General features: G+C 59.4%; 16 protein-coding genes and 2 pseudogenes. 10 read left to right on the plus strand and 8 right to left on the minus strand.

The window, feature by feature from the left end:
• Position 1 precedes the first annotated feature (1 nt).
• The gene (locus F475_RS05185) at positions 2-1,360 is read right to left on the minus strand and encodes a glutamine synthetase family protein (protein ID WP_018925852.1); all 1,359 of its coding nucleotides are present in this window, start codon (positions 1,358-1,360) and stop codon (positions 2-4) included.
• A gap of 162 nt (positions 1,361-1,522) precedes the next feature.
• On the opposite strand from F475_RS05185, the gene F475_RS05190 reads away from it, so the two are divergent.
• Both F475_RS05190 and F475_RS05195 read left to right on the plus strand, forming a co-directional pair.
• On the plus strand, positions 1,523-2,449 hold the full coding sequence (locus F475_RS05190; protein WP_111453321.1) for a helix-turn-helix domain-containing protein: 927 nt from the start codon (positions 1,523-1,525) through the stop codon (positions 2,447-2,449).
• Complete coding sequence (locus F475_RS05195; RefSeq protein ID WP_111453322.1) at positions 2,446-2,898, plus strand: YMGG-like glycine zipper-containing protein; 453 nt, start codon at positions 2,446-2,448, stop codon at positions 2,896-2,898. Before F475_RS05190 ends, F475_RS05195 begins: the two co-directional genes overlap by 4 nt.
• Here the strand turns inward: F475_RS05195 and F475_RS05200 are convergent.
• The 3 genes from F475_RS05200 to F475_RS05210 are packed head-to-tail and all read right to left on the minus strand — an operon-like array spanning position 2,883 to position 6,574.
• The gene (locus F475_RS05200) at positions 2,883-3,914 is read right to left on the minus strand and encodes a DUF2955 domain-containing protein (RefSeq protein ID WP_111453323.1); all 1,032 of its coding nucleotides are present in this window, start codon (positions 3,912-3,914) and stop codon (positions 2,883-2,885) included. The genes F475_RS05195 and F475_RS05200 overlap by 16 nt on opposite strands.
• Positions 3,904-5,043, minus strand: a complete 1,140-nt coding sequence (locus tag F475_RS05205) for an HlyD family secretion protein (RefSeq protein ID WP_111453324.1) — start codon at positions 5,041-5,043, stop codon at positions 3,904-3,906. The genes F475_RS05200 and F475_RS05205 overlap by 11 nt, the downstream gene beginning before the upstream one ends.
• On the minus strand, positions 5,036-6,574 hold the full coding sequence (locus tag F475_RS05210) for an efflux transporter outer membrane subunit (RefSeq protein ID WP_111453325.1): 1,539 nt from the start codon (positions 6,572-6,574) through the stop codon (positions 5,036-5,038). Before F475_RS05210 ends, F475_RS05205 begins: the two co-directional genes overlap by 8 nt.
• Positions 6,575-6,780: 206 nt before the next feature.
• Between F475_RS05210 and F475_RS05215 the strand changes: the two genes are divergently transcribed.
• The gene (locus F475_RS05215) at positions 6,781-7,302 is read left to right on the plus strand and encodes a transporter suffix domain-containing protein (RefSeq protein ID WP_111453326.1); all 522 of its coding nucleotides are present in this window, start codon (positions 6,781-6,783) and stop codon (positions 7,300-7,302) included.
• A 6-nt stretch (positions 7,303-7,308) separates the two neighbouring features.
• Here the strand turns inward: F475_RS05215 and F475_RS05220 are convergent, their stop codons facing one another.
• A complete protein-coding gene (locus F475_RS05220; protein ID WP_018925859.1) occupies positions 7,309-7,941 on the minus strand; it encodes a response regulator transcription factor in 633 nt (210 codons plus the stop codon).
• Positions 7,942-7,974: 33 nt separating this feature from the next.
• Entirely contained in the window at positions 7,975-9,336 is a 1,362-nt protein-coding gene (locus tag F475_RS05225; RefSeq protein ID WP_018925860.1) for a cache domain-containing protein, read from the minus strand.
• Between the two features lie 242 nt (positions 9,337-9,578).
• Here F475_RS05225 and F475_RS05230 point away from each other — a divergent pair, with 242 nt between their 5' ends.
• From F475_RS05230 to F475_RS05240, 3 genes are all read left to right on the plus strand, one after another.
• Positions 9,579-11,636, plus strand: coding sequence for a carbon starvation CstA family protein (locus tag F475_RS05230; RefSeq protein WP_111453327.1), 2,058 nt, complete (start codon positions 9,579-9,581; stop codon positions 11,634-11,636).
• A gap of 14 nt (positions 11,637-11,650) precedes the next feature.
• Complete coding sequence (locus tag F475_RS05235; RefSeq protein WP_007938220.1) at positions 11,651-11,848, plus strand: YbdD/YjiX family protein; 198 nt, start codon at positions 11,651-11,653, stop codon at positions 11,846-11,848.
• Positions 11,849-12,171: 323 nt separating this feature from the next.
• Positions 12,172-13,935 carry a SulP family inorganic anion transporter gene (locus tag F475_RS05240; protein ID WP_111453328.1) on the plus strand — a complete coding sequence of 588 codons (1,764 nt, stop codon included), beginning with the start codon at positions 12,172-12,174 and terminating at the stop codon, positions 13,933-13,935.
• Positions 13,936-14,010: 75 nt separating this feature from the next.
• Here the strand turns inward: F475_RS05240 and F475_RS05245 are convergent.
• Positions 14,011-14,121, minus strand: a pseudogene (locus F475_RS05245) (ornithine carbamoyltransferase); the annotation flags it as partial.
• 1,176 nt (positions 14,122-15,297) lie between these two features.
• On the opposite strand from F475_RS05245, the gene F475_RS05255 reads away from it, so the two are divergent.
• The 4 genes from F475_RS05255 to F475_RS05270 all read left to right on the plus strand — a co-directional run bounded on the left by F475_RS05255 (position 15,298) and on the right by F475_RS05270 (position 19,279).
• Positions 15,298-16,707 (plus strand): circularly permuted type 2 ATP-grasp protein, encoded by a 1,410-nt coding sequence (locus F475_RS05255; RefSeq protein ID WP_111453329.1) that lies wholly within the window; start codon positions 15,298-15,300, stop codon positions 16,705-16,707.
• Between the two features lie 3 nt (positions 16,708-16,710).
• Complete coding sequence (locus F475_RS05260) at positions 16,711-17,661, plus strand: alpha-E domain-containing protein (RefSeq protein WP_019578892.1); 951 nt, start codon at positions 16,711-16,713, stop codon at positions 17,659-17,661.
• Positions 17,658-18,455 carry a transglutaminase family protein gene (locus tag F475_RS05265; RefSeq protein ID WP_111453330.1) on the plus strand — a complete coding sequence of 266 codons (798 nt, stop codon included), beginning with the start codon at positions 17,658-17,660 and terminating at the stop codon, positions 18,453-18,455. The genes F475_RS05260 and F475_RS05265 overlap by 4 nt, the downstream gene beginning before the upstream one ends.
• An 80-nt stretch (positions 18,456-18,535) precedes the next feature.
• Positions 18,536-19,279, plus strand: coding sequence for a proteasome-type protease (locus F475_RS05270; RefSeq protein ID WP_064617837.1), 744 nt, complete (start codon positions 18,536-18,538; stop codon positions 19,277-19,279).
• Positions 19,280-19,359: 80 nt separating this feature from the next.
• On the opposite strand, the pseudogene F475_RS05275 reads toward F475_RS05270, so the two are convergent.
• Positions 19,360-19,497, minus strand: a pseudogene (locus F475_RS05275) (OprD family outer membrane porin); the annotation flags it as partial.
• Positions 19,498-19,651 lie beyond the last annotated feature (154 nt).

Below are 19,651 nucleotides of genomic sequence, written 5' to 3' on the forward strand. Positions count from 1 at the left end.
TTTAGACGCTGAGCAGCAGGAACTCGCGCTCCCAGGAGCTGATCACGCGCTTGAAGTTCTCGTGTTCGGCGCGCTTGACCGCGACATACCCCCGGACGAATTTGCTGCCCAGGTAGCGCTTGATGGTTTCGCACTCTTCCATGCGCGTGAGTGCGTCCTCGATGGTGATCGGCAGGCGCAGGTTGCGTCGCTCGTAGGCACGACCCTGCACCGCGGCGCTCGGCTCGACCTTTTCGACCATGCCCAGGTAGCCGCACAACAGGCTCGCGGCGATCGCCAGGTAAGGGTTGGCGTCGGCACCCGGCAAACGGTTTTCCACGCGCATGGCGTCGGGGCTCGAGGTCGGCACGCGCAGGCCGACGGTGCGGTTTTCTTCGCCCCATTCGACGTTGACCGGTGCCGAGGTGTCGGGCAGGAAGCGGCGGAACGAATTGACGTTGGGCGCGAACATCGGCAGCACTTTGGGGATGTACTTTTGCAGGCCGCCGATGTGGTGCCGGAACAGCTCGCTCATCTGCCCGTCGGCATCGGCGAAGATCGGCTGGCCGCTGGCGATGTCGACCACGCTTTGATGGATGTGCATGGCGCTGCCAGGTTCGTCACCAATGGGTTTGGCCATGAAAGTCGCAGTCACGTTGTGCTTGAGTGCCGCCTCGCGCAGGGTGCGTTTGAACACGGTGATCTGGTCCGCCAGGTCCAGCGCATCGCCATGACGGAAGTTGATTTCCATCTGCGCCGGGCCGTCTTCGTGGATCAGCGTGTCGAGGTCCAGGCCCTGCAGTTCGCACCAGTCGTAGACGTCTTCAAACAGTGGATCGAACTCGTTGGCGGCGTCGATGGAAAACGACTGTCGACCGCTTTCCGCACGGCCAGAACGCCCCAGCGGCGCCTTGAGTGGCAAGTCCGGGTCTTCGCAGCGCTGGGTCAGGTAGAACTCCATTTCCGGCGCGACAATCGGCTGCCAGCCTTTGTCGGTGTAAAGCTGCAGCACTTTCTTCAGCACGTTGCGCGGCGACAGTTCGATGGGGTTGCCGAATTTGTCGAAGGTGTCATGGATCACGATGGCGGTGGGTTCGATGGCCCACGGCACTACGTAAACCGCGTCGGCGACAGGTTTGCAGACCATGTCGATGTCGGCCGGGTCGAGCAGGTCGTAGTAGATGTCGTCGTCGACAAAGTCTCCGGTTACCGTTTGCAACAGCACACTTTCCGGCAGGCGCATGCCTCGCTCATGCAGGAACTTGTTGGTGGGTGCAATCTTGCCGCGAGCAATGCCGGTCAAGTCGCTGACCACACACTCGACCTCGGTAATCTTGTGATCTTTCAGCCACGTGAACAGCTGATCGAAAGGGACATTCATAAAGACCTCATTGTTGGTTTGAATTACGCCGGGGAAGGCGCCTTCATCCACCGGACACTTCCCCTGTGGCGCGTTGACGACTATCTTGGGTGAGCCGTGGCGTTCCATCTATCCACTTTAAGCAGCACCAAAACGCACCAAACGAGTGCGTAAGGTCACCCCATGACAGCGTGCAATCCGTTACAGGTTCAAGCCTTCAACACCGCCGACGTGGCCGAGCAGATCCGCGCCACACCGGGTTGGGTGCAGCACTATCAGCAGATGTCACCGGGGCATTTCGCCGGGCGGGTGCGCTATCTGGACTTGCAAGGCGTGGAGATTTACGAAGAGCAGATGAACACCCGGGTCGAGCAGAATTTCAGCGCCCCCGAAGGCTCACTGGCGTTCTGTTTCGATCGCAGCGACAACTCGCTGTACATGTTGAACGGCGAGAGCCGCAACATCTGGATCACCCCGGAGAACTACCAGGAAATCGCCGTGGTGTTCGGGCCGCAATTCGTTCAACGGCATGGCCTGGACGTGGCGCGGCTCGAAGGCTTGTTCATGTCGCCGCTCAATTGCGGGCAGAACGCGCTGTTCAGCCGCTGGTTGAGCGGCACCTTGACGCGACTGGAGCAGACGCTGGATCCGCCGAGCAAAGAGGCATTGACCCAGCAGTTGCTGGAGGACTGTTTGTTCATCCTCGATAACGCTTGTGTGTGCCTGGATCGCGCAGGCTTGCAGCGTCGGGCCGAAGAGCGAACGATCATGAAGCGCGTCGCCGAATGGGCCGCCGATACCCCGGAAGAAACCCTCAACTTGCTGGAACTGTCCCAGGTGGCCGGGGTTTCGTTGCGTCAGTTGCAGCACGCGTTCAAGGCGTACACCGGGATGACGCCCTCGCATTGGTTGCGCTTGCGCCGGCTCAACAGCGCGCGCCGTGAGTTGCTCAGCCGAACGGCCAGCGACACGACAGTCGCGCAAGTGGCGATGCACTGGTCGTTCTGGCATTTGGGGCGGTTTTCCAGCAGTTATCGAGCGCTGTTCCAGGAACTTCCCAGCCAGACGCTCGCCCGCCAACACAGTGGACCTTGTCGGAGGTCATCATGAGTCGGTTATCGTCTTTCAGTCTGTGTGTCGTAGTGTCGATGGCCTGTACGCAGGTCCAGGCCGAAACGGTTGTGCCGTTGAAAGGGCAGAGTTCGCAACAAACCCAGGCGGACATCAACGATTGCCGCAACGTCGCGGCGAGTCAGAGTTCCTCAACCCCACCACCCTCGGGCGGGCGACTGCGCGGTGCTGCGGTGGGTGCCGCTGCCGGGGCGGTGGGCGCTGAGGTGCGGGGGCGTCAGCATGACGAGTTTTACGAGGGGGTCGACGACGATGTGAAACAGGAATATCGCCAGAACCGGGCCGGGCAAACCGCAGCGGCGGGCGCAGTGGTTGGTGGCGCGCGCCAGCGTCAGGAGCGTCGGGCGCAGCAAAAGACCAACGCGTCGACCAGTTCAACCGCCTATACCAGCTGCCTGCAAGGGCGGGGTTATCAGGTAACGCCCTGAGCACCGGGCGTTCGCTGCCGCTGTTCAATCAGGTGAACCATCAGGTCGGCATAGAGCGTGAGGGCGATAAACAACCCCATGCGCACGGCGAAGGCGGTATAGACGTCTTTGCCGGCAAGACTGTCCTGCACCGACTGGCCCAGCAGGATGATCAGCGTGACCAGGCTGTTGAGCCAGAACCCCGGGGTTTGTCGAGTCGGACTCAGGGCATAGAGCTTGCGCGCCAACAGCAAGCCGAACAGCAGCATCCACAGAAAGAACATCCACAAGTGCACGAACAGGCTGAGCGCGCACCAGAACATAATGGCCAACAGCCCGCCCATCAAGGTCGAGCCGAGCAGTTCGCGACTGGCGTTGCGCGTCGTTACCGTCGAACTCTGCTGGCCCAGACTGACCGCTTTCAAAATGATCGGCAGATAGCTGGCCGGGTCGATCAGCGCCAACAGGAACGCTGGGATCACGATCAGGGTGGCACGCAGCGCTATCCTTGGCACTTCTTGCGCCGGCATAGCGCTGGCGGCAGGTGGCAAGGGTGCATTGGCCGGGTCGGGAAACAGCCAGTGACTGATCGCGACGACGATGACGGCGAGGAGCAAGGCCTTGACCAGGGCACCGATGACCATTATCGCCAGATCGAACTCGGCAACGCCGGCCGAGGAAATCATCGTCAGGCCGATGATCAGAAAGGTCACGACCAAGGTGTTGCCGCCGCGCAGCCCGAAACCAAAGGCCAGGAACAGACCGACACCGATCAGCAGCACGCCGCTGAGGGGGTAATAACGCAGGACCGGGATCAGTAACAGCCCGATGCCGGTGGTCAGCATCGCAACCACTGCCAGCATCACGCCTGCCTTGAATGGCAGGGGTTTGTTAAGCGTGGCCAACAGCAACACGCAAAGCACCGGCGCAATAAACGGAATCGGCAGTGCCAGGCCGAAGCTGATGGCCAGGCACAGCGCCGTGCCGACGGCCAGACGCGGCGCCCGTTGGAATCCGGGCGGGCGATCAGTAGGCATAAGACAACCAACTCATCAGCCAGAAAAACAGGCGTCCCAAGGGATTCAGCGGATTATTCTGCGCAGGAAAGGCCATGACTTCGGCCTGGCCGCCGGCACGAATGGCGCGACTGTCACGTAGCACCTGCATCGCCTCGTCAGAAAATTCGATGATCACCGGGAAGCGTTGGGCCGGACGCAACCAGTCGCGACTGTTTTGCACACTGGGCAAGGTGCCCGGCGCCGGCGTCTGCCCCACGCTGACGCCGTAGCCGACGCTGCGCACCCGCCCCTCGAAGACCTCGCCCGGCAGCGCGTCCAGCACGATCGCCACCGGAGTTCCAGGCTTGACCCGCCCCAGGTTGTTCTCGGTCATGTCCGCACTGATCCACACATCGTGAATGGCAATCAAGGTCATGACCGGCGTGCCGACCGCGGCGAATTGCCCGACGTCGGTGCGCAGGTCGGTAATCAAACCCGCCGAGCGCGCGCGGACCTGGGTGTTGGCCATGTCGAGTTCGGCTTTTGACAATGCCGTGGCGGCGCTGCGTAACAACGCGTTGTCTTCCTCGCTGCCGCCTTCCTGTTCCCGTGCTCGCTGGACTTCAGCACGGGCCGCGGCGACCTGGCTGACGGCCTGCTCACGGCTGGCCCGCGAAGCTTCCAGCAGGCGCACGGAAATGGTTCCGCGGTCTTGGCGGTACAGGCTTTCAAGGCGTTCGTTATCCTGCCGGGCCTTGAGTTCATTGGCCTGGGCCGCCCGCAACGAGGCTTGCGCGGAGGCAATGCCGGCAGTGCTGGCACCGATCTGCCGGCGGGTAGACTCAAGATCCGCGCGTGCGCGGTCGGCGGCTATTTGATAGGGCTGCTGATCGACCTCGAACAGCACATCGCCGGCCTTGACGTCCTGGTTGTTGCGCACATTCACGCGGATCACCTGACCGGCCACCTCGGCCGTCACCGGAATCACAAAGGCACCGACCCGAGCCTGTTGCGTATACGGCGTGAAACGGTCAGCCAACAGATACCAGGCCAGACTCAGGACGATCAGCAGCAGCACCCATTTGATGCCTTTTTTTGCCGGATCGGCAGCCGGTTCGGGCGCCTTGGAAGAGGGCGCTTCAGTGGCGGGCGGTGAGGGTTCACTCATCGGCTTTGACCTTGTCTGACGTGGAAGAGAGGGCTCGCGAAGGGACTGGTTCATGCAGCAGGTCGCCCCAATCGGTGCGGTGTTCCATTTGTTGGCGAGTGTCTGGGTCGACGGTTGGCAGGGCGCTGTACCAGCCGCCGCCGAGGGCTTTGTACAGGGCGATCAGGTTGCTCACGGCACTGCTGCGGCTGATCAGGTAATTGTCCTGTTGTTCGAGCAATGCGCGTTGGGCATCCAGCACCCGCTGGAAGTCCGAGTAGCCTTCGCGGTATTGGCTGTTGGCCAAACTCAGCGAGCGCTTGGCGGCGACCTGCGCTTCACTCAGGATGCGCTCGCGTTCCAGTGATTTGCTCAGGCCGCTGGCGGCATCATCGGCTTCGCGTGCAGCCTCGCGGACTTTGTCGCGATAAACCTCGATCAGCTGCTGCAACCGCGCATCCTGCACCCGCACGTTGTTGCTGATCTGACCGTGATCAAACAGGTTCCAGCGCAAACTGGGGCCGCCGATCAGGTCCAGGCTGTTGGAGGTGCCCTTCAGCGTGTCGGTCGACCAGACGATGCTGCCGAGCAAGGTCAGCGATGGATAGAAGTCGGTTTCTGCCACGCCGATCAGTGCCGATTGGGCGGCGACGTTGAGTTCGGCGGCGCGTACGTCCGGTCGACGCAACAGCAGGCTGGCGGGTACGTCTTGCAGCACGGCACGGTCTACCAGCGGAATCAGTCCCTGGTTTTCGAGCAATTGGGGCAGGGCGTTGGGCGGCTGTCCGATCAGTACGGCCAATGCGTTGCGGGTGCGCAGTACTTGCCCTTCAAGCTCCGGAATGCTGCTCAAGGTGCCGAGGTACTGGGTCTTGGCTTGTTGCAAATCGAGCTCGGCGCTCTGGCCGCTGTTGAACAGTTTCTCGGTGATTTCAAAGTTGCGCTTTTGCTGTTCGGCGTTTTCCCGGGCGACGCGTAAACGCGCTTCGGTGGTGCGCAATGAGAAGTAAGTGTCGGCCACTTGAGCACGCAGCAGTACCAGTACGTCTTCATAATTGGCTTGAGCCGCAAAGTAACTGGCATCTGACGACTCGATGGCCCGACTGAAACGTCCCCAGAAGTCCAGTTCCCAACCGACATCAAAACCCACGCTGTGTTGCCAGAAATGGCTGTCTTGCGGGTTGTTGCCGCCGTATTGCCGACGGTTGATGTACAAGCTCTCGGCGCTGGCCTGCTGCAGTTGCGGATAGCGTCCGCTTTGGGCAATCCCCAACCGGGCACGGGCTTCCATGACACGAAGGCCGGCAATTTTCAGGTTGGAATTGTGCGCATCCGCTTCGGCGATCAGCCCGTCGAGGACCGGGTCAGCGAACACTTGCCACCACTGGCGCACATCGGGATAGGCGCGTCTTTGGCTGGCCTGTTCAAGCGCAGGGCTGCTCCAGCGTTTTGTCCAGGCCTCGCCCGGGGCCTGGAAATCCGGTCCCAGACGCACGCAGCCGCCAATAGCGAGGGCAACCAGTAGAAGCAGCGGACCCGGGCGCGTCAGCATCGCAGCACTGTAAGTTGGTCACGGGAAAACCTCATCCGAGCGTCCCTAATGTTGAATGCCCTGGCTGTTGGGCGGGCTTGAACCGGTTTTGATTAGGTTAGTACAGCCAAGACAAACACAAAGTCATGTTTGACAAACAGGGCATTGAGCAACTGCTACGCTTTTGAAAGTTATTCATTCGGGTGAATAAGAAGGGTACGAAGACCATGACCAGTCCCCAGGACGAGATTGCCCCCAGCTCCACCGGTTGGCGTTTCAAAGCAGGCATCGGGATTCTCAGTTTGACAGTGCTCGCCTGGCTGTTGGTGCCGCTCGCCGCCGCTGCGGATGTGCCCGGCCCAAAGATCGCGGCACTGACAGGCATTTTGTTTATCAGCAACAAGATTCTGCTGATCCTCGCCATCGCCGTCATGGGCAAGTCTGGTTTTCAGCAACTCAAGCGCAGCGTGTTTGGCTACGTTTCCACGCTCGCACCGACTGAACAGGAAGTAGGCCCGGCTCGCCATCGAGTTGGCCTGGTGATGTTTTGCCTGCCACTGATCTCATCATTTCTCGAACCTTACGTGGACACGCTGTGGCCGGGGCTGAGACCGAACCTCTGGCAGGTCCAGGCGTTGGGCGATGCAATGTTGGTCGGCAGCTTTTTCGTACTGGGGGGAAATTTCTGGGACAAGGTGCGTGCTTTGTTTATCCGCACGGCGCGTGTTGTCAACGTGAGTGCGGTGTGAGTGCTTCTAACGAGAGATGATCCCGTGATCGATCGCGTATTTTACGAGGGCGGCGGGTTTGTCGATGTTGAGTTTGCGGCGGATGCTCAGGCGATGGGTTTCCACTGTGCGGACGCTGATGTCCAGCTCGCGAGCCATTTCCTTGTTGTTCAACCCCTGAGCCATTTTGTACAGCACCTGGCTCTCGCGTGGTGTCAGTTCGTTGTCGGTACTTTTATCGGCGATGAGCCGTTGGGCGATTTCGGCACTGTAGAACGTCCCACCACTGACAATGGCTTCGATGGCCGCAATGATTTCCCGTGAAGGCGCGTTCTTCAGCACATAGCCGCTGGCCCCCGAGCGAACCGATTCACTGACGTATTCGTAGTTGTCGTACATGCTCAGCACCAGCACCTTGAGCGACGGGTACTGGCTGCGCAACAGCCGGGTCAGCTCGAGCCCGTTGATATCCTTCAGGCTGATGTCGACCAGCAACAGATCCGGCTGACAGCGCCCGACCATCTCAATGGCATCGGCGCCATTCTCGGCTTCGCCCACCACTTCCAGCGGCGCCATGACCGCCAGCAGCGATTTGATGCCATCGCGGACCAGGGAGTGATCGTCGACCAGGGCGACGCGGATCGGGTAGGGCAGGTTCATCGCAGGCATTCACTCTAATTGTTATGGGGTGAGTCAGCGTTCTGTACCGGGTGGCTTCATCGGCAGCAGCACGTCCAGTTCACTTCTTCCCGGCATCGAGGTCAGGTCGAATCGACCGCCAAAATGCTCGACTCGCTCACGGATATTGCGCAGGCCAATGCCGGCCTGGCGACGTTCGACCTGGGCGACATTGAAACCTATGCCGTCATCGATCACCGTCAACCGTACGGACTTTTCGCAACCGTGCAGGGTAATGATGACGTGTTTTGCCTGGGCGTGGCGTTCGATGTTGGTCAGGCCTTCTTGCACAATGCGAAACAGCGAGGCGGCGGCGCCATCGGCCAGGTGACAGTCGAATTCGTTATCGTTGAAGGTTACAACAAGACCGCTGCGTTGCTCGAACTCGGCGGCGAGTTGACCGATTGCCGCCGGCAGGCCGAGGGTGTCGAGCAATGATGAGCGCAGGTCGTGGGAGAGGCTGCGAACCTCGCCGATCGCTTCCCCCAGGCGCTCGGTGGCGTCTCTTAAAATGCTCAAGCCTTTGTCTTGGCCATTCTCCAGCACATGGCTGGCCAGTTCGAACTGAAACTTGATAGAGACCAGCAGCTGGCTGATGCCGTCGTGCAGCTCTCGGGAAACCCGCGAACGCTCTTCCTCCTGCAGGCTGACGATACGTTGGGTCAGGCGCTGCAGCTTTTTGTCGGCCAGGCGATGTTCGCTGACGTTCAGCGTCATGCCGCTGGCGAACACAAACAGCACCGCTACAAGCGCCACCGCGGCAATCGCCAGCATGGTTGTGCGGATGCCCTGAGCCACCTCGGCACGCGCTTGTTGGGTGGCGCGTTCAACGTCTTCAAGGTAGATGCCGGTGCCGAGCATCCAGCCCCAACGATCGAGCATCACTACGTAGGCGAGCTTGTCGGTCACTTGGCCGGAAGAGGGTTTGTTCCAGGCGTAACGTTGAAAGCCTTCGCCGGATGCCGCGCTTTTGAGCAACGCCTGGATTACCGGCAGGCCGTGAGGGTCTTTCATGTCCCACAGGTATTGGCCCACCAGCTCTGACTGGCGTGCGTGCATCAGGCTACGGCCTTCGCGGTCGTAGACGAAGAAGTAGCCATTGATGCCAAAACTGAGCTTGCGCAGTTCTTCCAGCACTTGTTGCTGTGCGTGTTCGTCACCACGGCCGTTGTCGTACAGCGGCGCGATCAGGCTTTGTGCCATTTCAACGTAGTTTTTCAGCTCTGCGCGCTTGCTGGCCAGAATGCTGTCTTCGATCAGTTGCGCCTGTTGATCACCCAATTGGCGGTTCAGGGAAATCACCAGCGCGCAGATGACCGCGATCGCCAACACCAGCGGCAGAATGCCGAGCGCGACGATTTTGTGTTTGAGCTGCATCTCTACTCCTGGCCAGACCGAGGGAGGGCGAAGGCCCGGCATCATATGCCAAAGATACGCGCCTCCAGTAGCGGTGCTGGACAGAATGACAAACCGTCTACGTAGAACTACGTAGACGCCACGTACGTAGTAACGCGGATTTATTTGTCGACAGCATGGGTGGATATTGGGCCCGCTCCGCAAAGCGGACACAATTATAATAATTACCGCCGCAGTCACTGACTGTCGGCAGGAGACACGCTATGCCCCGTCTGGCTAAACACCTCGCCTGGTTTGCCGTGGCTGTCTTGGGAGCGTTTGCGCTAAGTGTCGTGGCCCTGCGCCGCGGCGAAGCCATCAACGCCCTCTGGATCGTAGTCGCAGCCGTCGCTATTTATCTCGTCGCATACCGCTATTACAGCCTGTTCATCGCCACCAAGGTGATGCAGCTCGACCCCAATCGGGCCACTCCCGCCGTACTCAACAACGATGGTCTGGACTATGTGCCGACCAATAAACACGTACTCTTCGGTCATCACTTCGCAGCCATTGCCGGCGCGGGGCCGCTGGTCGGTCCGGTGTTGGCGGCGCAGATGGGCTATCTGCCCGGTACGCTGTGGCTGATTGCCGGCGTGGTGCTGGCCGGTGCGGTTCAGGACTTCATGGTCCTGTTCATGTCCACTCGCCGCAACGGCCGTTCCCTGGGCGACATGGTCCGTGAAGAAATGGGCCGCATCCCCGGGACCATAGCGCTGTTCGGCTGCTTCCTGATCATGATCATCATCCTCGCGGTGCTGGCGCTGATCGTGGTCAAGGCCCTGGCCGAGAGCCCGTGGGGCATTTTCACGGTGATGGCGACCATCCCGATCGCGATGTTCATGGGCATCTACATGCGCTACATCCGTCCGGGCCGTATTGGTGAAATCTCGGTGATCGGCGTGGCGTTGCTGCTCGGTTCGATCTGGCTGGGCGGGCAAATTGCTGCTGACCCGGTCTGGGCCAAAGCCTTTACCTTCACTGGACTGCAGATTACCTGGATGCTGATCGGCTACGGTTTCGTGGCGGCGGTGTTGCCGGTATGGCTGATTCTGGCGCCGCGTGATTACCTGTCCACGTTCCTCAAGATCGGCACCATCGTCGCCCTGGCGATCGGCATTCTGATCACCATGCCCGTGCTGAAAATGCCGGCATTGACCCAGTTCATCGACGGCACCGGGCCGGTGTGGAAGGGTGGGCTGTTCCCGTTCCTGTTCATCACCATTGCCTGTGGCGCAGTGTCCGGTTTCCACGCACTGATCGCTTCCGGCACCACGCCGAAGCTGCTCGCCAGCGAAGGCCATGCCCGTTACATCGGTTACGGCGGCATGCTGATGGAATCCTTCGTGGCGATCATGGCGATGGTGGCCGCTTCGGTGATCGAGCCGGGCGTGTACTTCGCCATGAACAGCCCGGCAGCTCTGGTCGGCGCCGATGCTGTTTCGGTTGCGCAGACAGTCAGCAGCTGGGGCTTTGCCATCACGCCGGAAGCGTTGCAAGCGGTGGCCAAGGACATCGGTGAAACCACCGTCCTGGCCCGTGCCGGCGGTGCGCCGACCCTGGCGGTCGGTATCGCGCAGATCCTGCACCACGTGCTGCCGGGTGAAAACACCATGGCGTTCTGGTACCACTTCGCGATCCTGTTTGAAGCGCTGTTCATCCTCACTGCGGTCGATGCCGGTACCCGTGCCGGACGTTTCATGCTGCAGGATTTGCTTGGTTCCTTCGTGCCGGCGTTGAAACGCACCGAATCCTGGACCGCCAACCTGATCGCCACCGCCGGTTGCGTGGCGATGTGGGGTTACCTGCTGTACCAAGGTGTGATCGACCCGTTGGGCGGGATCAACACCTTGTGGCCGCTGTTCGGTATTTCCAACCAGATGCTGGCCGGTATCGCGCTGATGTTGGCAACCGTTGTGCTGATCAAAATGAAACGCCAACGCTATGTGTGGGTGACCATGCTGCCAGCGGTATGGTTGCTGATCTGCACCACCACTGCAGGCTTCATCAAGCTGTTCGACGCCAACCCGGCGATCGGCTTCCTGTCGCTGGCGAAGAAGTACAGCGATGCCCTGGCCAACGGTCAGGTGCTGGCGCCGGCCAAGAGCATTGAGCAGATGCAGCATGTGATCTACAACGCCTACACCAACGCAACGCTGACGGTGTTGTTCCTGCTCGTGGTGTTCAGCATCCTGTTCTTTGCGCTCAAGGTCGGTATCGCCGCCTGGGGCACCAAAGAACGTACGGATAAAGAAGCGCCATTCCATGCGCTGCCGGATGCTTGATCGAGGAGGGCAGAATGTTCAATGACCTGAGTCGCCTCGGTAAATACCTCGGTCAGGCCGCGCGCCTGATGGTCGGCATGCCCGACTACGACAACTACGTCGAGCATATGCAAACCGAACACCCGGACAAGCCGGTGATGAGCTACGAGATGTTCTTTCGCGAACGCCAGGAGGCTCGTTACGGCGGCAAGGCAGGGCCGAAGTGTTGCTGACCTGACAGCCAGGTTGATCCAAACCCTGTGGGAGATTCTATGTTGCAGGACAACCCTGCAACGGTCGATTCGGTTGGTATTCGCTCTGGTTTTTCATCAGGGCGAACGCCCCTCATGATCGCTGATCATGTTCTAGACTCACCGGGGGCCTGATGGAGTTAAACGTCAAGAGCAGAAGGGCCGTCCACGCGATCTGGATAAAACGAATGAGCGGTCTGCAAGAGAAGGCAGGCGGTTATCGCGAGCCGGATTATCCGTTGCGGCGAATTCCCGAAAAATTCTGACGGATTGCCGAGCGAGTCTCCGCCAAGGGCTGCATTGCCATGAGTCATTCGGATATTGTGCCTCCCGTCCCGGAACCGGGGCGGATTGCGCACCGCAAGTCGAACGACGGCCAGACCCTCTGGGACCGCTGGTTCCCGGGACTGCGTACGTTGCGCGGATACCAAATGATTTGGTTGCGCCACGACCTCGTGGCCGGACTGGTGCTCACCACTATGCTGATACCCGTCGGCATCGCCTATGCGGTGGCATCGGGCGTACCCGGTATTTATGGGCTCTACGCAACGATCGTTCCATTACTCGCTTATGCGTTGTTCGGTCCCAGCCGGATTCTGGTGCTTGGGCCAGACTCTTCGCTGGCTGCCGTCATCCTGGCCGTCGTCTTGCCACTGTCCGGCGGCGATCCGCATCGCGCAATCGCCCTCGCGGGCATGATGGCGATCGTCTCGGGGGTGGTGTGCATCCTGGCTGGCATCGCGCGTCTGGGCTTCATTACTGAGCTGCTTTCCAAACCGATCCGCTACGGATACATGAACGGGATTGCGCTGGTGGTATTGATCAGTCAACTGCCAAAGTTTTTCGGTTTTTCGATCGAAACCGACGGGCCGCTGAGAAATGTATGGGCGATCGCTACAGCAGTGATGGCTGGGAAAACCAACTGGGCCGCGTTCATGGTGGGCGCAGGCACTCTGGCGGTGATCCTGCTACTCAAGGGCAATAAACGCGTGCCGGACATTCTGGTCGCAGTGGCAGGCGCGACCGTTGCCGTTGGTGTACTGGACCTTGCAGCGCGCGCCGGGGTGTCGGTCCTGGGATCGCTCCCACAGGGGTTGCCAGCATTCGCCATTCCCTGGATCACCAGGGCTGATATCGTCCCCGTCCTGATTGGTGGTTGTGCCGTCGCCCTCGTTTCGTTCGCCGACACCAGTGTGCTCTCTCGTGTCTATGCGGCGCGGACTCGTACTTATGTGGACCCGAACCAGGAAATGGTCGGGCTCGGCTTCGCCAACCTGACCGCCGGGCTTTTTCAGGGGTTTCCAATCAGCAGCAGTTCATCCCGGACACCCGTGGCCGAGGCCGCAGGCGCGAAAACCCAATTGACCGGTGTCGTCGGTGCGATCGCCGTTGCCTTATTGCTGATGGTGGCGCCGAACCTGTTGCAGAACCTGCCTACCAGCGCATTGGCGGCAGTGGTGATCGCATCCGCCATCGGCCTGATCGAAGTGACCGACCTGCGACGAATCTATCGCATCCAGCGCTGGGAATTCTGGCTGTCGATCGTCTGCACCATCGGTGTGGTCGTACTGGGCGCGATCGAGGGCATCGGCCTGGCCATCGTGATCGCCGTCATCGAGTTCCTGTGGGATGGCTGGCGCCCGTACTCGGCGGTTCTGGGCAGCCCGGAAAAGATCCGGGGTTACCACGATATCAAGCGCTATCCCGACGCGCGCCTTATCCCAGGCCTGGTTTTGTTTCGCTGGGATGCGCCTTTGTTTTTCGCCAATGCCGAGCTGTTCAATGACCGGGTACTGGACGCCGTGGCAACATCGCCTTCGCCCGTGCGTTGGCTGGTTGTAGCGTCGGAACCGGTCACCAGCGTGGACGTAACTTCTGCCGATATGCTGGCTGAACTCGATGAAACCTTGCGTGGGGCGGGTATCAAGTTGTGCGTGGCCGAGATGAAGGATCCGGTCAAGGACAAGCTAAAGCGATTCGGGCTTTTCGCCAAGCTGGGCGAAACGGCGTTTTTTCCAACGATAGACGATGCGGTCGAAAGTTATCTCGTGATTTATCCAGTGGGTTAGCCCGCGCCAATGAGCTTCGCAGGCGGGATTTCCCGGGAAAGCAAAGCGCGCGTGGACGCTCGGATTTCACAGAACGAATGCCGGAAGGCAGTGCATGAACCGGGGGCGCGGGTTGCCGGTGGCTTTCATCAAGTCCGTGTTGACCTAGTACGGCAACAGTTGCTTGATACGTTCGGCCCAGGCTTTGCCAAGTGAGGTTCATCGTGCTGATCGAGAGGCGAGCTGCGGGAAATCGTTCCCGGCCACAAAGGACGGTTTGTAATCATTTCCAGAGAGTGCGGGGCATTGATTCGGGAGTTCAATCTCTCGACAAAAGACTCGGCACCATCAAGGCTGCGGAAGCTCGCCATCCACAGACCCATGTGAACCCACCAACAATTCTGTGCAGGGTCTTTTTCAACATAAATCTTCATTGACGGCGCTCCAAAAAGGCAGGAATCAATCATCCTGATGTGTGCAGGCACATCCTTTGCTTTCTGAGTACCCTGGCGGTGAGCAATCCATGGCATTGCGTCGTTGCGTGCTCGACAAGCGTGTGCGCGATCAACCGGCAAACTATTGATCAGGATCAACTATCCTGGTCTGTTTGCCCGCGGCCTGATGCCGTGCGTCGGACAGCGACTGTCTAGCATGCCTATTGGGTTGTAGATGGGCCATCGGGACGTGAAACATGATGTTGGCGTAGTACGGATGGTAAGGCTCAGTGTCGGGCCGTCCTCCATGCTTCACTACTTTGCATCTTCGCTTCAGGCGTCATCTCCGGGTGCATTTTATTGACCATTAATAGTGCGTCGGTATTCATCAATGCGCCGCGCTGGACGCCTTGTATTACACGGAGAATAAAAACAGTGAGTAGGAATTTCCCGCTTGTAGGGCATAAAACTCAAATCAGTTGCCAAATGCACCATTTTCGTCCGATCCAGAGTTGTGCAAGTTACAAGTGGAAAAACCGTTTCAGTAGTCTTATCGATTTTCGTCTCAAAAATGAAACGATGTGTCGCTATTCCGGCTTGTCTAAGGGTTTTTCCGGTTTTTATCGATCGTAACAATAGTTGGGCACAGCCCTTGCAAAAGTACTTTCAAACCACCGCAAGTGTGGTTTTTCATCGAAAAAAAATAATGGGGGAACGTTATAAATGGGGCGCCAGAAATCAAACCGCAAAGGCCAAGTCTCTGGCGTCGGAACGCGTCAAGAGGTTGCCGAATTCATGCGGAATTTGTTTCCAAATGAGACAGGAAGTTAACGACGCACACTGAGGTGCTCAACAGAAACAGTACTCACTAAAACAACGTAAGGCCTGATTTTATTGAAATAGCGAAGTTATAAGAAAATGCCGTCTGTATCGCGGCAAGGAGTAGGGTATGTCCCGAGCTTTTTTTAACGAAATGTATGATGCGAGTGGTGGCTGCCGCCCACATTACCAGGAGTTCGCACGTTGGTTGGCGGACACACCTCTGGAGTTACTGGATCAACGTCGTCGCGAAGCCGACCTGTTGTTCCACCGAGCCGGCATCACCTTCACTTTATACGGGGACGAGCAGGGCACCGAACGGTTGATTCCGTTCGACATCATTCCGCGCAGCATCAAGGCCAGCGAATGGCAAATGGTCGAGAAGGGCTGCATTCAGCGGGTCCAGGCATTGAACATGTTCCTGGACGACATCTACCACGGGCAACGTATTCTCAAGGAGGGCATCATTCCGGCCGAACAGGTATTGGCCAATGAGGGTTATCAGGTCGCCATGCAGGGCCTGAATCTGCACCGGGGCATCTACGCCCACATCGCCGGGGTCGATCTGGTCCGCGACGGCGATGGCAGCTACTACGTACTGGAAGACAATCTGCGCACTCCCAGCGGCGTCAGCTACATGCTTGAAGACCGCAAGATGATGATGCGTTTGTTCCCCGAGCTCTTCGCCGCCCAGCGTGTGGCGCCCATCGATCACTACCCGAACCTGCTGCTGGACACCCTGAGGAGCTCCAGCCCGCTGGACAATCCCACGACCGTGGTGCTGACCCCGGGCCGCTTCAACAGCGCTTACTTCGAGCATGCGTTCCTGGCCCGTGAAATGGGCGTGGAACTGGTTGAAGGCGCCGATCTGTTTGTCCGCGACGATCACGTCTATATGCGCACCACCGCAGGCCCCAGACAGGTGGACGTCATTTACCGCCGTCTCGACGATGCGTATCTCGATCCACTGTCGTTCAACCCGGACTCCATGCTCGGCGTACCGGGCCTGATTGCCGCTTACCGCTCAGGCAACGTGGTGCTGGCGAACGCCGTCGGCACTGGTGTGGCCGACGACAAGTCGATCTATCCCTATGTCGGCGACATGATCCGCTTCTACCTCGCCGAGGAACCGATCCTCAAGAACGTGCCTACCTGGCAATGCCGCAAACCGGAAGAACTGTCCCATGTGTTGGCGAATCTGCCTGAACTGGTGGTCAAGGAAACCCAGGGTTCCGGTGGCTACGGCATGCTGGTCGGCCCGGCGGCCACGGCGGCGGAAATCGAAGACTTCCGCGCGCGCCTCAAGGCACGCCCCGAAGCTTATATCGCCCAACCAACCCTGTGCCTGTCAACGTGCCCGACCTTTGTCGAAAACGGCATCGCCCCACGCCACATTGACCTGCGCCCGTTTGTGCTGTCGGGCAGAGAAACCCGTCTGGTGCCCGGTGGCCTGACCCGCGTGGCATTGCGCGAAGGCTCACTGGTGGTGAACTCGTCTCAGGGCGGCGGCACCAAAGACACTTGGGTAGTGGAGGACTAAGACATGCTTTCAAGAACCGCTTCGGACCTCTACTGGATGTCCCGTTACCTGGAGCGCGCCGAAAACCTGGCGCGCATGCTCGAAGTCAGTTACTCGTTGTCGTTGATGCCTCAGGCGGGGCGTACCGATGGCCGCGCCGAACTGGCAATGTCGCTGCTCGCCGCTGGTACGCTGGACGATTACAACGAGCGTTATGGAGAGCTCAACACCGAACGCATGTTGCACTTCTTCGCGCTGGATGAAACCAACCCCGGGAGTATCTATTGCTGTTTGCAAGCCGCGCGAGCCAATGCTCATGCCGTGCGCGGACGCATCACCGCCGACATGTGGGAGAACATCAACGCCACCTGGCTGGAGATGCGCAACATCGCCAGCAATGGTCTGGCGCGCTATGGCATCAGCCATTTCTGCGAGTGGGTCAAGGAGCGTTCGCACCTGTTCCGCGGTGCGACCTCGGGCACCATCATGCGCAACGATGCCTACTGCTTCATTCGCCTGGGGACTTTCCTTGAGCGGGCAGACAACACGCTGCGCCTGCTGGATGCACGCTACGAAATGTTCGGCGAGGAGTCGGAGGAGGTGAGTGACAACTCCGCGCGCGGCTACTACCAGTGGAGTGCCTTGTTGCGGGCCTTGTCGTCCTTCGAGGCGTTCAACGAGATCTACCGCAATGCGCCGGGCGCCGAGCAAGTCTCCGAGATGCTGTTGTTGCGCAGCGACGTCCCACGTTCGTTGCATGCCTGTATCGAGGAACTGGACCATATACTCGCCAGCCTGCCGGGCAGCAACGGGCGGGCCGCCCAGCGATTGGCCGCCGAGTTGAATGCTCGGCTGCGCTACACCGGTATCGACGAGATTCTCGGCTTCGGTCTGCACCTCTGGCTGACTGACTTCATCTCCCAGGTTCGCCATCTCGGCCAGACCGTTCACGAGTCCTATCTGGAGGCCGTATGAAACTGTCCATACGTCACGACACCACCTACAGCTACGCCGATGAAGTCTGCACCAGCATTCAGTTCCTGCGTCTGACGCCGCAGAACAGTGAACGCCAGCGCATCCTGGAATGGCACCTGGAACTGCCGCGCCTGGTGCGCAGCCAGTTCGATCCGTACGGGAACATCCTGCATGTGTTGACGATGGACGAACCCCATGGGGCCTTGGTACTGACAGCTTATGGTCAGGTGGATATCGACTCGGACCGTGAGCTCGAGCGCGACAGCCAATCGCCTTTGCCGTTTTTGCGCACCAGTAAGCTGACGATTGCGGACGATGCCCTGAATGCCTTCTCCGTGCAGCACTGCGGCATACGGCGTGATCGAACGGCGTTGATCGACCTGATGCACGGCCTGGCCGACCATATGGTCTACAACCCGGGCGCAACCACCGTGGACACCACGGCCGCCGAGGCGTTTGCGGGCGGAGGCGGGGTCTGTCAGGACCACACTCACGCCTTCCTGGCCTGCGCCCGTAGCCTGGGGATTCCTGCGCGTTATGTCTCCGGTTACTTGTGCACCGAAGATGAAAACCACTTGGCCAGCCATGCCTGGGCCGAAGCCTGGCTCGACGATGGTTGGTACAGCTTCGATGTCACCAACCGGCTGGCCCGGCCCGAACGCCATCTGAAACTGGCGGTGGGCCTGGACTACCTCGACGCCTGCCCGGTACGTGGCATGCGTCGTGGTGGCGGCGCCGAGTCGATGCTGGCGCGGGTACAGGTAACGTCGCTGTTTCAGGTTCAGCACCAATAAGCCTGAAACGTTCATCGTAATTGGCCATGCCGTCAGGGAGACGGTATGGCCTTTCATCCAGAATTCACGAGTAAGCGCAAATGACTTATTGCGTCGCTATGCACCTAGCCGACGGGATGGTGTTCATCTCCGACTCACGGACCAATGCCGGTATCGACCAGATTTCAACGTTTCGTAAGTTGTTTATTTTCAGCACGCCGGGCGAGCGGCTGATTGTGTTGCAGACCGCGGGCAATCTGGCCACCTCGCAATCGGTGGTGAACTTGCTCAAGCAGCGTTGCAGTGGGCCTGGCCCGCACCTGTTGAATGTCCGCACACTCTATGACGCCACTGTGCTGGTGGCCGAAACCGTTCGCGAAGTCGTCGCCCGGGACCGTACCAAGTTGGCCGGCAAGACCGACTTGAGTTGCTCTTTTCTGGTGGGCGGGCAGATCGCGGAGGGGGCGATGGATGTGTACAGCATTTATCCGCAAGGCAACTTCATTCAGGCGACGGAGGACACGCCATTCCTGCAATTGGGTGAAAGCAAGTACGGCAGGCCGATACTCGATCGCAACCTCACGTACCGCACATCACTCGAAGAGGGCCTGCGCTGCGGGCTGATCTCGTTCGACTCGACCATGCGCAGCAACCTGTCGGTGGGTATGCCGCTGGATCTGCTGGTGTTCAGAAAAGACAGTTTTGGTGGTGCAAAAAGTTATCGCATCACGGCCGACGACCCGTATTTCATGCGTATCCGTATGCAATGGGCCGCCGGACTGCAAGACATGCTTGCCGCATTGCCGGAGCCGCCTGACGCTTACATGTCGGGGGGCTGCCAATAAAGCGCTGACTCTGCATCAGCGCTGAAGTAAAGCGGCCGGGCCAGCGATTACCAAGTGCGCGATATCGTGATGTCGATTGGCTAAAGCAGCGGAATACTGTAGCTCACGATCAAGCGATTCTGGTCCTGGTCACGCGCCGCCTCGCTGTTGGACTTGCCGTTGCGCCATCCAAATCCGACACCTTTAAGCGTGCCGGACTGAATCACATAGTCCAGATCAAGCCCACTACGGACGCGACGCCAGAGGAGATTTTAGAACAGGCTGAGCGGGTAGGGCTCACTCGGATTGAGGCAGTGGGTCATTCCAGTTGACCTAGGCTCACCCACCTTTCGTCAGCGAGATCAGCAACCCTTGTTGACAGAAAAATGCATC

The sequence above is a fragment of the Pseudomonas sp. URMO17WK12:I6 genome, assembly GCF_003253625.1.
Taxonomy (GTDB): Bacteria; Pseudomonadota; Gammaproteobacteria; order Pseudomonadales; family Pseudomonadaceae; genus Aquipseudomonas.